The sequence below is a fragment of the Corynebacterium singulare genome, from assembly GCF_000833575.1.
GTDB lineage: Bacteria > Actinomycetota > Actinomycetes > Mycobacteriales > Mycobacteriaceae > Corynebacterium > Corynebacterium singulare.
Window position 1 is genome coordinate 794,296 of record NZ_CP010827.1, and the last position, 15,015, is coordinate 809,310.

Annotated in this window: 10 protein-coding genes; 7 read left to right on the top strand and 3 right to left on the bottom strand. The window is 60.1% G+C overall.

The window, feature by feature from the left end:
* The first annotated feature begins 91 nt into the window (after window positions 1-91).
* Genes CSING_RS03735 through CSING_RS03755 form a run of 5 tightly spaced genes read left to right on the top strand, consistent with a single transcriptional unit; the run spans window position 92 to window position 10,217 of the window.
* Window positions 92-3,094 carry an ATP-dependent DNA helicase gene (locus CSING_RS03735; RefSeq protein ID WP_042529839.1) on the top strand — a complete coding sequence of 1,001 codons (3,003 nt, stop codon included), beginning with the start codon at window positions 92-94 and terminating at the stop codon, window positions 3,092-3,094.
* Window positions 3,087-6,308: an ATP-dependent helicase gene (locus CSING_RS03740; RefSeq protein WP_042529841.1), complete on the top strand. Its 3,222-nt coding sequence runs from the start codon at window positions 3,087-3,089 to the stop codon at window positions 6,306-6,308. The genes CSING_RS03735 and CSING_RS03740 overlap by 8 nt, the downstream gene beginning before the upstream one ends.
* Window positions 6,309-6,350: 42 nt before the next feature.
* Window positions 6,351-7,463, top strand: coding sequence for a potassium channel family protein (locus CSING_RS03745; RefSeq protein WP_042529843.1), 1,113 nt, complete (start codon window positions 6,351-6,353; stop codon window positions 7,461-7,463).
* Window positions 7,463-8,197 carry an NAD(+) diphosphatase gene (locus CSING_RS03750; protein WP_042529845.1) on the top strand — a complete coding sequence of 245 codons (735 nt, stop codon included), beginning with the start codon at window positions 7,463-7,465 and terminating at the stop codon, window positions 8,195-8,197. The genes CSING_RS03745 and CSING_RS03750 overlap by 1 nt, the downstream gene beginning before the upstream one ends.
* A complete protein-coding gene (locus CSING_RS03755; RefSeq protein ID WP_042529847.1) occupies window positions 8,166-10,217 on the top strand; it encodes an ATP-dependent DNA helicase UvrD2 in 2,052 nt (683 codons plus the stop codon). The genes CSING_RS03750 and CSING_RS03755 overlap by 32 nt, the downstream gene beginning before the upstream one ends.
* Window positions 10,218-10,228: 11 nt before the next feature.
* On the opposite strand, the gene CSING_RS03760 is transcribed toward CSING_RS03755, so the two are convergent.
* Window positions 10,229-11,056: a TOMM precursor leader peptide-binding protein gene (locus CSING_RS03760; RefSeq protein ID WP_042529849.1), complete on the bottom strand. Its 828-nt coding sequence runs from the start codon at window positions 11,054-11,056 to the stop codon at window positions 10,229-10,231.
* 75 nt (window positions 11,057-11,131) lie between these two features.
* Between CSING_RS03760 and CSING_RS03765 the strand changes: the two genes are divergently transcribed.
* Entirely contained in the window at window positions 11,132-11,629 is a 498-nt protein-coding gene (locus CSING_RS03765) for a M48 metallopeptidase family protein (protein ID WP_042529850.1), read from the top strand.
* 30 nt (window positions 11,630-11,659) lie between these two features.
* On the opposite strand, the gene CSING_RS03770 is transcribed toward CSING_RS03765, so the two are convergent.
* Complete coding sequence (locus CSING_RS03770; RefSeq protein ID WP_042529852.1) at window positions 11,660-13,129, bottom strand: zinc-dependent metalloprotease; 1,470 nt, start codon at window positions 13,127-13,129, stop codon at window positions 11,660-11,662.
* 93 nt (window positions 13,130-13,222) lie between these two features.
* Here CSING_RS03770 and CSING_RS03775 point away from each other — a divergent pair, with 93 nt between their 5' ends.
* Window positions 13,223-14,314: a YlbL family protein gene (locus CSING_RS03775; RefSeq protein ID WP_042529854.1), complete on the top strand. Its 1,092-nt coding sequence runs from the start codon at window positions 13,223-13,225 to the stop codon at window positions 14,312-14,314.
* Here CSING_RS03775 and CSING_RS03780 read toward each other — a convergent pair whose 3' ends face one another.
* Window positions 14,315-15,013 (bottom strand): hypothetical protein, encoded by a 699-nt coding sequence (locus CSING_RS03780; protein WP_042529856.1) that lies wholly within the window; start codon window positions 15,011-15,013, stop codon window positions 14,315-14,317.
* Between the last annotated feature and the right edge of the window lie 2 nt (window positions 15,014-15,015).

Below are 15,015 nucleotides of genomic sequence, written 5' to 3' on the forward strand. Positions count from 1 at the left end.
TCCCCGCACTCGTCGTGTTTCCCGGCGTACGTGGGATGTTCCGCTACCGAAGGAGGGAACCTGGCGAGTACTAGGCACAGCGGGGTCGGGCGTGTCGAGCTTGCTTATCGACGTTGTCGTGGAACAACTCACCAGCGGCGCCGATGCTTCCGGCATCCTCGTTGTCGCACCATCGAAAGAGTCTGGTTCCTTACTTCGCCGTGAGCTAGCCGAACATCTTGATGACTATGCCGCACAAGCTTCCATGGTGCGCTCCGTGCACTCCTTGGCTTTCGCACTCCTGCGCCGTGGAAGTGATGAGGAGCTACGGCTAATTACCGGTGCCGAACAGGATGCAGTCATCCGCGAGCTTCTTGCCGGCCACGCGGCCGATGGTCGAGGTGCGTGGCCGGCAGACATCCGCCCAGCTTTGGACTACGTAGGCTTTGCCCGTCAATTGCGTGACCTCCTGTTGCGCGCCATCGAACGCGGGTTGGGCCCCAGCGATCTAGAGGAACTCGGTGCTCAGTACGAGCGCCCCATGTGGTCCGCAGCCGGAGACTTTCTCCGCGAATACGAACGCATCCAGGCGCTTGCAGGTTCGCACTCGTACTCCGCGGCGGAGCTTGTCAGTCAGGTACTTTTGCGCCCAGAGCTGCTCCAGGAGCACCCATGGCACACCATTGTGGTGGATGATGCTCAGCTGTTGGACCCCACCTCCGGACAGCTCATTGCGGAACTAGCAAAAACTGCCCGCCTCACCGTCATTGGCGGTGACCCAGATCAGGCCGTGTTTGCTTTTCGCGGCGCCAACTCGGAGTTCTTGACCACGTGGGAGGCGGGCAACGAACTGCGCCTCGAAGCTCCGCAACGCAAGCCCGCCCCGGCCTGTGTCAGCGTCGTGGATTCTCGCCGCACGTTGCGCGACGTTGTGGCCAATACGGTCCGCCGCCGTCATCTAGAAGACAACGTGGGCTGGCGCGATATTGCAGTCATCGTGCGCTCGACGGGAGACATCGGACCGGTTCGCCGCACCCTGTTAGCGGCGGGCGTTCCTGTGCACATCAACCCTACGGACGTTGTGCTGGCAGAACAGCGTTTGGTGAAGGCCGTCATGCTGGCGCTGCGTGCGCTAGAGTCCGAGCTTGACCCAGCAGACCTTGAGGAACTCATCACCGGGCCAGTAGGCGGTGCCGATCCGGTCACGTTGCGTCGTCTTATTCGCGGCTTGCGCCGTTGGAAGCCGGAGCAGCGCGGCATGGATACGCTGCGCGAGCTGCTCGAGGGTGAGCTGCCGGATTTCAATAACCTCCTTACCGAGCGCGAAGAAGCCATCTTGGCGCGTATTCGTGGCGTCCTCTCTGCCGGGCGTGAAGCCCTGCGCACCGGGGCCGCTGTGGAAGAAGTCCTGTGGGAAGTGTGGCAAGCTACCGGCCTTGATACCCGCCTGCAAGCCGCAGCATTACGCGGTGGTGCGGCTGGCTCGCAAGCAGACCGTGACCTTGATGCCATGATGGCGCTCTTTGATGCTGCGGGTGACTACGCCGAACGCCGCCCCTCAGCCTCGTTGGAGTCTTTCATTCTCCACATTACGGAACAAGAGCTGCCCACCGGTGTGCGTGACCGCCGTTCTGCGCTGCCAGATGCGGTGGAGATTCTCACTGCTCATGGCGCGGTGGGACGCGAATGGGACACCGTCGTTGTCGCTGGCGTACAGGAAGGAACCTGGCCCTCGGTGGGAGAGACTGGTTCGCTGTTCGGACAGGAGGACCTCATCGATCTGCTCGATCGTGGCATCGCACCGGGCACTCCGGTCAGCCATGTTTCCGGGCGCTTGGCAGAAGAGCGGCGTCTTTTCCACGTGGCCACGACTCGTCATCTGCATCGACTGCTCATTGTGTCGGTGGATTCCCCCGAAAGTGATGAGGTGGAAGAACCTTCCCGCTTTATCGCGGAGTTCCTGTCAGCTGGCGGCGTGGATGTTCCCGGAGCCCGGGCGCGCCGGGAAGCAGGTCAGCGGCTGTCGCGCCAGGCCCTGCCGCGCGAGTTAGGCCTGGAGCTTCCGGAGCCAAGTCCGGTAACGGTGCGTCGCGGTGGCGACAACGATGAGGAACTGGATCCTCTGGAAATCTCGGTGCTTTCTGTGCCATCCTTTGTTGCACAATTGCGCCGGTGCGCCACCGACCCAGAGTCAGGGGAGGCCGAACGTTCTCAGGCAGTACGCCAACTAGCCCGACTTGCTGAGGCTGGTGTCCCGGGCGCTCACCCGGATCAGTGGTGGGCCGCACGTTCCGTGGCCTCGGAGCAGCAGCTGCGTGGCTCCACCAGCGTGTCGCCGTCTCGGGTGGAGGCACTCATGGCGTGCCCTCTCAACGCCGTGTTGGGAAGCCTTGCTGAAGAAGAGACGACGAATATCAATCTTATTCGCGGCAACCTTGCCCATGCTTTCCTTGAAGCACTGGGGCGTCGAGTTGAACCTGGAGCTGCGAAGCAACTCGTGGTCGACGCCTTCGCATCCCTGCTTGACGGTCCTTTGTGGCATCGGGATGCCGAGCTTGCCGATTTTGAGCGGCTTATTGATCGCACCTATAGCTGGACTCTGAGCAACAAATTGGAGTCCGTTGGCGTCGAGGTCCCCGTGACCGTTGACGTCGCGGCTGAGGTGACCATACGTGGATACATCGACCGGCTCATGAAAGACGGTGAGGAGTACGCCGTGGTCGATCTCAAGACTGGGGGGCAGGTAGCAACGCAAAACAGCGTTCGGGACAACACGCAGCTGATGACTTACCAGCTGGCCCTTGCTCACGGAGAATTGGTCATGGAGGACACAGCTGATGGGGAATGGGTCAAGGAAATCCGCACTGGCGGCGGTGTCCCCCGTGCTACAAGCCGGTTGATATTCCCTCGCTCCTCGGCTGCCTCCGTGACGGAACGTGAACAAACAGCGAAGCCGCCCGAGGAACTCGAGGAATTCGCAGCACAGTTACCGGCCCTCGTCGCAGAGCTGCGCGGACCCAGGCTCACTGCCCGTGAGAATGACGGCTGCGATCGATGCGCTATCCGCTCCATCTGTCCCATCATGAACGAAGGAGGTCTGGTGACCAATGCCTAATCAATCTCAGAATCCCAATCACCACTTCAGTCCTGAAGAATTGGCGGCTGCCCTGGGCAAGCCATTCCCTCCTACGGAAGAGCAGGCTGCCGTCATCGAAAGTCCGCTCGGGCCCAAACTCGTCGTTGCTGGTGCTGGCGCAGGCAAAACCGAGACGATGGCTTCTCGCGTTGTCTCCCTTGTTGCCAACGGCCTTGTGCGTCCCGAACAGGTCCTTGGCTTGACTTTTACCCGCAAGGCAGCGCAGCAGCTTGAGCAGCGTATCCGGCGTCAGCTTATGACCTTGCGCTCGTCGGGAATCCTTACTCCCGGCAGCGCTGCTGCTGAGGCCGTCGACAATATTGTGCCCAAGGTGTCTACCTACGACTCTTACGCAGGTGACCTCGTTCGTGAATATGGGCTTCTCATGCCGGTGGAACCGAGCGCACGCATTATTACGGAGGCTGAGCGCTACGCCATTGCTCATGAGGTAGTGAGTAACTATTCCGGTTCCCTGAGTACCGATAACTCAGTTGCCTCCGTGACTGCCACCTTGTTGAACCTCGCACAGACTATGGACGGTGAACTCACGGATCCATACACGTTGCGCGAGCATGCGGAGATTTTTCGCAAAACTGCCGAGGACCTTCCAAAAGACAAAAGGACCAAGGGCGAGTTCAGCCAGGATGTTCAGCGCTATCTTGACACGCAGCGCCTCCGTGTGGAGTACTTGCCTCTCGTGGAAGCCCTCAAGAAGGAGCAGGCTGAGCGCGGTGTTATCACCTTCGGCGAACAGATGTCCATCGCAGCTACCTTGGCCAAGAACTTTCCGCTCTTGGGAGAACAGCAAAGCGCGCGCTATCGCGTTGTCATGCTCGACGAGTACCAAGACACGTCTCACGCACAACGCATCTTGCTGCGCTCCCTCTTCGGTGGTCTGCGTGAGGGATTGTCGGTGACCGCCGTTGGTGACCCCATGCAGTCCATCTATGGCTGGCGTGGTGCTACATCCGAAAACCTTGCCGCGTTCGTGACGGACTTCCCACAACAAGACGGATCCGATGCGCCGAAAGACCAGCTCACCACGTCGTGGCGAAACCCCTCCACGGTTCTAGAGCTGGCCAACGATGTTGCTGCGAAGCTCTTTTCTGGAAGCCCAGGGCAACGTCCCGTTGATGAGCTCTCAGCGAAACCAACGGCCCCGGCAGGAACCGTTGAATTGGGCTACTTCGCCACGGAAGCAGAGGAGCGAGCCTTCATTGCGGAACACCTTCGTGAGTTGTATGAGGCCACGCCTGAGGGCGAGGATTTTAGTGCTGCAGTTTTGGTACGCACTAACCGGCAATCCCCATTGATCGCTGCGGCTCTCGACGAGGTAGGTGTGCCTAATGAAATCTTCGGTGTGGGAGGACTGCTGTGGCGTCCTGAAATCCAGGACCTCGTTGCAGTAGCTACGTTGCTGGTTCGTCCGCAGAACACAACGGCAGCGTTGCGTGTGTTGACAGGACCGATGTGTGGATTGGGCATTGCCGATATCCAGGCCCTTCACTCGCGTCAGCGCAACCTAGCTGGCGCCACTGAAGGCCGCTTGCGGTGGGAGGATGGCGACCCCGTGGAGTACCTAGCCGAACAGGTAGATGCCATCACAACTGAAGGACCTGACCAAGTGCTGGGCCTCGCAGATGCCCTCGCCGATCTTGGTGAACGTGACCGCTACAGTCCAGAAGGGCTCGAGCGGATGGAGGATGTCGCGGCCAAATTGCGCTACCTGCGCACGTACTCGCTGGGTAAATCACTGAATGACATTTTCGCTGATATCGAGCTCGTCTTTGGTGTGCGTACTGAGGTTCTCGCTGCCGGCACTCTCGGAGGAACAACGCACCTCGATGCCTTCGCTGACCTAGTCGCCGGTTTCCACGGGGATAGCTTGGCTGCATTGTTGGACTATCTTGAGCTTGCCAAGGAGAAAGAGGATGGACTCGCCTTGGGTGAGGTTCCAGTAGTGCGCAACCGGGTCCAGATCATGACCGTGCACAAGGCCAAAGGCTTGGAGTGGGAGCACGTGTGCGTAGCGCACGCAGACTCATCGAGCTATAAGGCTCAGGCTGAAACATTCCTCACCAAGATTGAGAAGGCTCCCGGCGATGATGACTACATCGAGCTTCCCGAAGACGCTACAAGTCGGTCGGATTTCGGCAAAGCCTGTGTGGCATTCAAGGACCTTGACCGAGAATTCCAAGCAGAGGAAGCAGCTCGCCTTTTCTATGTAGCGATGACGCGCACAGAGTCCACGCTCACGGTGACGGGATCAGGTACCACTAAGCAAAAAGGAAAGAATAAGAAGGGGCCGTACTCCTACCTGCAACTGCTCGCCGCCAAGCATCCTGAGCTCATCATCCATTGGGAAGTCCCAGACCTCCCAGTTGAAGCTGAAGAAGGCGCAGAGCTCAAAGCTCACTTCCCGTCGCTGACCCCGCAACCGGAGGCGGTGGATGCGGCAGCAGCGGTGCGCACTGCACTGGAGGAGCTTCCGCCTTTGCGCGATGGCGAGACCTTTGATTTGTGGGAACAAGAAGCCAACGCACTTATTGAAGAGCACAAGTCTTTGCAGGCCCCCGTCGTTGATGTGGAGCTGCCGAGCGAACTGACGGCTTCTGACATGGTGGCCATGTCGGCCGATCCCATTCAGTTTGCCCGCCGTCAGCGTCGTCCCATTCCCTTTAAACCTAATTCCTATGCCAAGCGCGGTACTGCCTTCCATGCGTGGTTGGAGGAACGCTTTGGAGCACCGGCATTGTTGGGCGAGGATGAGCTGCCTGGCTCCCATGACGAACCGGACCACGATTTGGAATCACTCAAAGAGGCTTTCCTTGCCTCTGATTGGGCACAGCGGACCCCGGCACACGTCGAGGCGCCGTTTGAAATCACCATCGGGGATTCCGTAGTGCGCGGCCGCATGGATGCCGTATTTCAGCAGCCAGACGGATCGTGGCTCATTGTGGACTGGAAGACGGGCAGACGCCCGCAGGGAGCTGCGCTAAAGTCAGCACAGATTCAGCTCGCTGTATATGCCGAAGCGTGGCGCCGAATCCACGGTGTTGATTCTGTCCGAGCAGCATTTTTCTACGTCCATGAGAACTTCCTTTTGGAGCCGGAGGACTTGCCCACAGGCGCTCGTCTCGCAGAGCTTTTAGACTCTGCAGTTTCAACCCCGCCGGGGTTGAGTCTAAGGTAGTCTCACGGTACATTCGCTCCGTCCAAGGGAGGTTGGCACCTCGTGGCCAAACGCATAGGTAAACGCCTTAAGTCGCGTTTCTTACCGCAGATCGAGTTGACGTCGCAGCCTGACCATGCGCTGATTGACGTCATCACTCTCCCGCGTACAGAAAGCACCAACCCGTGGAAGCAGCTCGCACGCCGCGTTTTGTGGGCCATGGGATTGCTCGTTTTCGTCACCATCGTCGTTTACTTCGACGGCGATGGCTACAGCGAGGATCTGTCGTTCCTCGATGCGGCGTATTATTCGGCAGTGTCACTCACCACCGTGGGTTATGGTGACATCGTTCCGGTTACCCCACAAGCACGGTTTCTGAACCTCGTCATCGTTACACCTGCCCGACTGCTCTTCCTTGTGCTGTTGGTCGGCGCTACGTTGTCAGTGCTCACGGATCGTGCGCGCCGCACATTTGAAATCCAGAATTGGAGAAAGCAATTGCGTAACCACACTGTCGTTATCGGCTATGGCACCAAGGGCGCTGGTGCGGTGGCCGCACTCATTGCGGATGATGTCCCGCCTTCGCAAATCGTCGTCGTTGATACGAACCGTGCTGCACTTGCCAATGCAGAACACCATGGACTCGTCACCATCTACGGTTCGGGATCGAAGCAGGACGTCCTGCGCATCGCCGGTGCACAACATGCGTCGTCAGTCGTCGTGACGCCGTCCACCGACGATACTGCGGTGCTGTGTACGCTATCCGTGCGCGAGCTCAACCCTAAGGCCAAGGTGGTGGCTTCTGTTCGTGAATCCGAGAACCGCCACCTCCTTCTGCAGTCAGGCGCTGACTCAGTGGTGACCTCTGCAGAGACCGCTGGACGCCTCCTCGGCTTGGCCACCGTTACCCCAACCGTGGTGGAAATGATGGAGGATCTTCTGTCCCCGAATGAGGGCTTCTCCGTCGCGGAGCGCGCGGTACGTGAGTTTGAAGTCGGCTCTAACCCACGCCACTTGGCAGACATCGTGCTAGCCGTCCTCCGCAACAATGAGCTGCACCGCGTGGACACCGCGGATGCGTATGCCCTGAAACCGGGTGACCGCCTGCTCTACATCAAGCATGAGATGCAGCAGGCAATTGAAGACTCCGATGAGGACGAGGACGACGACAAGTAATGTTCCTGCCTGTCACCGAAACCGGCCGGATCCCTGTGGATACAGAGGGCCGGCCGGTCCTTGTTGCCGAACCGGCAGGTGACATTCTTGTGGAGGTAGGCGAGGTCCGTGCCTTTGTACTTGAGACTTCTGCCGCTGAGAAACTTGGTGCTTTGCGGGATGCCACGTTCTTTACTGGTCAGCACGCTGTGCTTAAAGCGCTGCATCTTATCCGTAACCGTCGCGAAGCGCGCTTCGATCCGCGCACAGGTCAGGAGTTGGACTACCCAGCACCTGGAGCCGTGGGGCGCATAGGGGAGCGAATGGTCTTTCCGCGAGTAGATCCCGCGGTTATCGGTATCATTCATCATCCTGAGCTGGATCGCATCCTGTTGGCCCGGAACAGGCACCGCCCGGGATTCTTTTCCCTCATCGCGGGCTATGTTGATCCGGGAGAGACGTTGGAGGACGCGATGGCACGGGAGGCCCTCGAAGAAACCGGCCGCCGTATCCATTCAGTGACGTATTGGGGTTCCCAACCGTGGCCGCCCAGTGGGTCCCTTATGGTGGGCTTTTCCGCGGTGGCACAGGATGTCCAACCCGTGTGCGATACTGACGAAGAACTCGCAGAGGTTCGGTGGGTGTCCCGTGCCGATGTGCCGAGTTTGCCCATTGCCCGTTCGGGCTCAATTGCACACACGATGATTATGGAGTGGTTCCACGGTGATGAGACCGGATCTGTCCCTGCTCGATGAAGATCAGCGCGCCGCTGCGACGGCACCGCGCGGCCCGGTCTGCATCCTCGCGGGCGCGGGCACGGGTAAAACCCGTACGATTACCTACCGCATCGCCCACATGGTGGACCGAGGATTCGTCAACCCGCAGCGCGTGCTCGCCGTCACATTCACCACGCGTGCGGCGAGTGAGATGCGCGAGCGCCTCCACCAGATGGGCGTCGGGGGAGTGCAGGCCCAAACCTTCCATGCGGCGGCTCGCCGCCAACTGAAGTTCTTCTGGCCGCAGGTGGCTGGAGACCTGCCATGGCAGCTCATCGATAACAAATTCAGCCTCGTTGGCCGCGCAGTCCGGTCATTGGGCCTAGAGAACACCAAGGACACCATTAGGGACTTCCTTGGGGAAATTGAGTGGGCTAAGTCCTCACTCATTAGCCCCGAGGGCTACCCAGGCATCATCGAGAGCACGGACCGCGAAGCGCCTGGGGATCCGAACGCCGTGGCGGAAGTTTTTCGCCGCTATGAGGATATGAAGTCCACCCCTGACCTCATGTACTTGGACTTCGATGACTTGCTCATGCACATTGCCGGGGCCATCGAAAATGTGCCGTCCGTGGCGGAAGTATTCCGTGAGCAATATCGCACCTTCGTCGTGGACGAGTATCAGGACGTCACACCACTACAGCAGCGTGTGCTTGAAGCCTGGCTAGGGGAGCGCGATGACCTGACTGTGGTGGGTGACGCCAACCAGACCATTTACTCCTTTAACGGAGCCTCCCCGGAATACCTGCTGGACTTTTCCCGCACGTATCCGCAGGCCACGATGATTAAGTTGCAGCGAGATTACCGTTCCACCCCGCAGGTCACAGATCTGGCGAATGCGGTCATTGCTAAAGCTACTGGACGCGCCGCTGGCACTCGTCTGGAGCTGCAGGGCATGCGTGAGCCGGGGCCAGAGCCCACATTTAAGGCCTATGAATCCGAGGAAATTGAGGCCAAAGAGGTCGCTGGTCAGGTGCTCACCCTGCTGAACCAGGGCGTGAAGGCCTCAGAGATTGCCATTCTTTACCGCATCAACGCGCAATCGGAGCACTTTGAGCAGGCCTTGGCGGATGCCGGAATTGTCTACCAAGTTCGCGGTGGCGAAGGTTTCTTCCGCCGCCCAGAAATTCTGGAGGCCATCCGCGTGCTCATTGCGGCTACGCGCCGCGATGATCTTCCGGAGGACCCAGTGGCTATTGCCCGTGCCGCCTTTGTGGAGCTGGGGTTAACGGCTACTGAGCCGCAGGGTGCGCAGGCTCGTGAGCGTTGGCAGTCCCTCAGCGCGCTCGTGGATCTCATTGCTCAGATTGTGGAAGACCACGAGGACATTGACCTCAACGGTGTGCTGGGAGAGCTACACCGCCGTTCGGACAACAAGCACAACCCCACCATGGAAGGCGTTACCTTGGCCACCATTCACGCGGCCAAGGGTTTGGAGTGGGATGCGGTGTTCCTCGTGGGGCTCACCGAGAAGCTGCTGCCCATCAACCACGCCATCAAGGCAGGTGACGAGCAGGTGGAAGAGGAACGCCGCCTGTTCTACGTGGGCATTACCCGTGCCAGGGAGCATCTAGCCTTGTCGTGGGCATTGGCAAAAACAACTGGCTCGCGGGCCTCGCGTGAACGCACACGTTTTCTCGATGGCCTTGTTCCTGAACTCGAAGAAAGCCAATCCAGCAACCGCCGTTACCGCCCACGCCGCTGTCGGGTGTGCTCTGCTGAACTCACCAGCCCGGCAGAAAAAGTCCTCGGCCGTCACGAATGGTGTGAGTATGAGGGAGATGAGGAAGTTTTCACGGCACTGCGTTCCTGGCGTGCCTCAGTGGCAAGGGATTCCAAGGTTCCGGCCTACGTCGTCTTTTCAGACGCCACCTTGCAGGCCATCTCAGAGGCGTTGCCGTCTACGGAGGCTGAGCTGCTCGATGTATCTGGCGTGGGGCCTGCCAAACTGGAGCGCTATGGGGCGGAAGTCCTGCAGATCATTGCCTCTACCCACTAGGGCCGCACAGATTACCCCCTGCAATAAGGGCAGCGTGGATGCTCCAGTACGAGGCGGTGCTGTTCAACTCCGTACAGGTCAACCTCCTTGAGCTCTCCCGCCAGTGGTCGTGTGCGTGGCGCTCCAGGCGGAGCTGGACGTCCCATCAGCCGCCGGATTGTGACCACTGCATGCATGACCACCGCGGTGCGTGTCACGGGGTCTCCCGGCCGTGATGCTTCACTAGCGCGTTGGGCTACCTCGTGCCACTGTTCATCGGCATCGATGCGGTGCAGGTGTGCGCACATCGGACAAGGTCCTGTGCCTTTAACGCGCACTGGCCCGATGATGCCCCGAGCGTCCAGCATGGAAACCGGAAGCCACGTCGCCGGACTTTTGTGGAGAGCATGCGCCCATTCCACCGCTCCACTGAGCATGTCGACCGCCACGATGGGCAGATGCCCGGACACTCCTTCGATATACTTCGCGGGCGGTTCTGTGTGCAGTGGTGAGCGAGGTTGGAAATGGTCGGTGAGGAGGGCATCTCGAAGCTCATCGGCCAACACCGACGTTCCCAGCACCGCCACGCGTTGCGGTGCGGGTTCCGGCCACAGGACGTTGTAGCTGATGAGATCATCCACCACACTGCGTGCGGCCGCTGGGGTAAGCCCGGTGTTTTCAATTGATTTTTCAATGGTTTGCCTTGTCAGCGGCGTGCGAAGGCGGTTGAGCAGACTTGCCAACTGTGGGTGCGCTTCCAGCACACCGACCCGTGTGGCATCCATACCGCACTGTAAGATGCCTGGCTCGCGTTCCAGTACCGCCACGTCGGGCGCCAATGCGTAGGCCTGTGCCGCCATGTGTTCCTCCCCGTGTCGCGGCATCCCTCCCAGCCGCGGTTGGCTTCCATTGCACCACAGGTAGAATGCCCTGTCATGTCGAGTAATCCCGAAGTGCGTGTCATCCGTTCCGCCCGGCGCCGGCGTACCGTTCAAGCCCGCACTGTCGACGGCATTCTGGAGGTACGCATTCCCGCGTGGATGTCCTCCGCGGAGGAGGAGAAGGCCGTGGCGGACATCGTGGCGAAGGTGCAGAAAAAGCACACATCGACGCAGCTTTCCGACGCCTCCCTCACCACCCGCGCCCACTCTCTCAACACGCGCTACCTGGAAGGCCGCGCGAAGCTGGGGTCTATTCGTTGGGTGAGCAACCAAAAATCCCGTTGGGGCAGCTGTACTACCTCAACGGGAGATATCCGCATTTCTGACCGTCTGCAGGACGTCCCTGAGTACGTTCTTGACGCCGTGATCATTCACGAGTTAACCCATACCTTCATTTCCGGGCATGGCCCGGAGTTTTGGGAGTGGGCTGACCGGGCACCGAAAGCGGAACGGGCCAAAGGCTATTTGGAGGCCTATCAGCGCTTCCGCTAACCGCGCAGTACAGTAGTCCTGCCGCGCGCACTAGTTGTCGCGGGATTCTTTGCCTTCGCCCTCATCCTTACCCGTGCCGTCGTCCGAATCGTGGACGTCCTCGTTAGACGCGGAGTCTTGGTCGGGAGTGCCGTCTTCTTCCGCGGCATCAGTTTGGCCACTGGACTGCTGCTTGAGCATTTCCTCCAGCTTGGAGAACTCCTCTTCGAAGCCCTCGTCGGTGCTGTCATCGAGCAAACCGTCGATGAAGGAGGCAGGGTTCTCGATGTGTTCGGCCGTAGGAAGCAGGTCTGGGTGATCCCACGCGGAATCACGCTTGTCCACACCGACGGCCACGGTGGCGCGGCGCCAGAGCTCAGCGGCAGCCTCCACCTTCGGGGCGTTGAGCTCAATGCCGACGACCTGGGAGAAAGCCTTCTCGGCAGAGCCACCGGTGGAGCGGCGGTGCGACCACGCCTCATTCATAGCCTTCGTCGATGGAATGCGCTCGCCCAAGGCTTCGGTGACAACGTGCTCGACCCAGCCCTCAACGAGCGCGAGCAAGGTCTCTAGGCGGGAAGCTGCGCCCGCATTACGGGAGGTAATGCGGGGGGAGAGGTCCATGCCCTGTAGTTTGCCCATCGCATCCTGGATTGCCTGCGGGTCACCGGACTCGAGGTTGAGCTCGCGGGTGGCCTCCTCAATGTGGGAGGTGTCGATGACGAGGCCCATGGCGTATTCCTCCACGGAGGATACAAGGCGTTCTACCAGCCACGGAACGTGCTTGAACAGGCGCTGGCGGGCGGCCTCACGGGCGCCGATGTAGACCAGCACCTCCTGGCCCGGAACGTTGAGGTTTCGGGCGATGGCCTGGATGTTGTGCGGCAGCAACGCTGTGGTGCCAGCAGGGGAGACCGGCAGTCCGAAATCGGAACCGGTGAGCGCCTGGGAGGCCAAATCACCGAGCGCGTGGCCGAGCTTCATGCCGAAATTCATGCTGGACATCGAGTTCATCATCGAGGTCATCGGCCCCATCATCTCGCGGGCCTCCTCTGGCAGGGACTCGAGCTGCGCATTGTTCATGTGCTCAGCCACCGGGGTCACCATGCGCTGCCACATGGGCAGGGTGTGCTCCAGCCACTCTGTGGAATTCCACGCCGTAACAGAACCGGAGGCGGTGGGGAGCAGGGTGGCATCATCAAGCCACAGCTCCGCCAAGCGCACGGACTCCTGAACCGCAGTGCGGTCCTTCTCGTTGACTTCCTTGTCTCCGGAGATCTGTTGCTGGGCGATGCGCTTGGCCAAGTCATAGTTGACCGGTCCGGAGCCTTCCGGTGAGCTCATGGAGGAACCCATGCCGGAGAGCATCTGGCCAAACTGGTTGAGGAGATCGCCTAGGCCACCGCCACCGCCAGCGCCACCCGCGCTGAAGCCGAAGGCGCCAAACGGGTTCTGGTCGCGACGATCCTTGTCGTCGTCATCATCGTTGTTGGGAAAAGAGAAACCGAATCCGTTGTTCATGCGCCCCAATCTACCGGTTTCTGAGCTAAGGATTCTAGGTTCACGGCAACGCTGAGAGCGAACAGGCCGACAAACGTTGTAGGCTGTTTCTCCGTGAATCGACAGCAGAACCCCCGAACCCGCCGCCTTCGTACCCTGACCTGGGGAGCGATCCCGGTGGCGCTGACGGGAGCCTTGCTGAGCATCGACCGCATCCCGGGCACGGACATCACGCTGACTGTTCCCTATGCTTCTGAAGGTCCGGGGCCCGTCGTGGATACCTTGGGTGAGGTCGAGGGCATGCAGGTCGTTGAGGTTAAGGCGCCCGAAACCTTTGAACCTTCTGGTCAGCTCAATATGACCACGGTGTCGGTGCGCACCAACATGACGATGGCGCAGGCGCTTGGCCGGTGGATGTTTACTGATGACACCCTCGTGCCGATCGAGAACATCATTCCCCAAGGTAAGACGGATGAGGAAGTCCAGGAGGCTAACCAGCAGGCTTTTACGCAGTCGGAGTCTGCCGCCACGGTGGCGGCCATGGACTACCTCAACAAACCGGTGCGCATTGAGGTAGCGCAGGTGCTTGGTGACGCCCCCGCGGCCGACTCGCTCCATGAAGGCGATATCATCACCGCCGTTAACGCAGATCCCGTCAGTGAACCCGGTGAGGTTCAGGAGAAGGTTCGTGAGCTCGCTCCAGGCGATGAGGTGACACTGGACATCGTTCGCGAGGGCAAGGACAGTACGGTGACAGTGACCCTCGGTGCGCATCCGGAGGATGAGGACACCCCGCTGCTGGGCATTCTTATGATGTCGGTGCCGACTGAGGACATTAGTGTGGATTACAATCTGCAGGACATCGGAGGCCCGTCAGCAGGCATGATGTTTACGCTCGCGGTCATTGACAAACTGTCCACTGAGGACCTCACAGGCGGTGCGGTTGTGGCTGGTACCGGCACCATCGGTGAGGACGGACAGGTGGGGCCCATCGGAGGTATCGCCCACAAAGTTCGCGCTTCCCGTGATGCGGGCGCGGAGCTTTTCCTGTCCCCAGCGGAGAATTGTGCGGAAGCCACCAGCCGAGACACCGGTGACATGGTGGTGGCGAAGGTACACACCCTCGATGACGCAATAGCGGCAATGCGAAACTTCGCCGATGGGGAAGAAGTCGAGACCTGCGGGACCCCGCCGCACCGCGGCTAGCTAGACCAGCCCCAGCTCCTTGAGCCGCTCCTCCGGATCATCCTGGTCGGTGGAGATCATCTGCTGCATGATGAGGCCTTCGTCGTTATCGACGACGGTCAGGATTGCGGTGTTACCCAGCATGGACCAGCCCACTACGCGGTTGCCGCTGTCCTCGATGACGCGAGAACTGCGAAGCTCCGTGAGCACCTGGGTGGTCTGGGAGGCTTTGGCCTTGGATTTGAAGAACTGGAACTGGCCCACCTCAGCGCCAGAACAGTTGAAGGAGTCCGTCACACCATTGGGATCGCAGCGATCGAACTGCTCGAAAATCTCTTCCGGAACGAGGCCACCGAAAATCTCGTAGGCCTCGTTTACGGAAGCGTCGAATTTCCCTCCCGATGCCGAGCTTGGCTCGGCAGAGTCAGAGCCCTCGCCATCCTCCCCGTCAGCGGTGGAGGCAGAGCTGCGTGAACCACTCTTACCGGCAGATGCGTCCGCGGACTCGGATTCTTCAGCGGAGCTCGTCGAGACAGCCGAGCTTGTTTCAGTGGCCTGCTTCGATGCGGAGGTGGGAGACTCTGGGCTCTTCTCCTCGGTGGCAGCAACTGTGGAGGCCGGTGCTGGCTCAGGGTTTTTCTTGTGGCCGCATGCGGCAAGGAGTGAGCCGGTGGCGAGCACGACTGAGGCAGCGGCGGTGAGGCGGGTGGTCAAGCGCACGA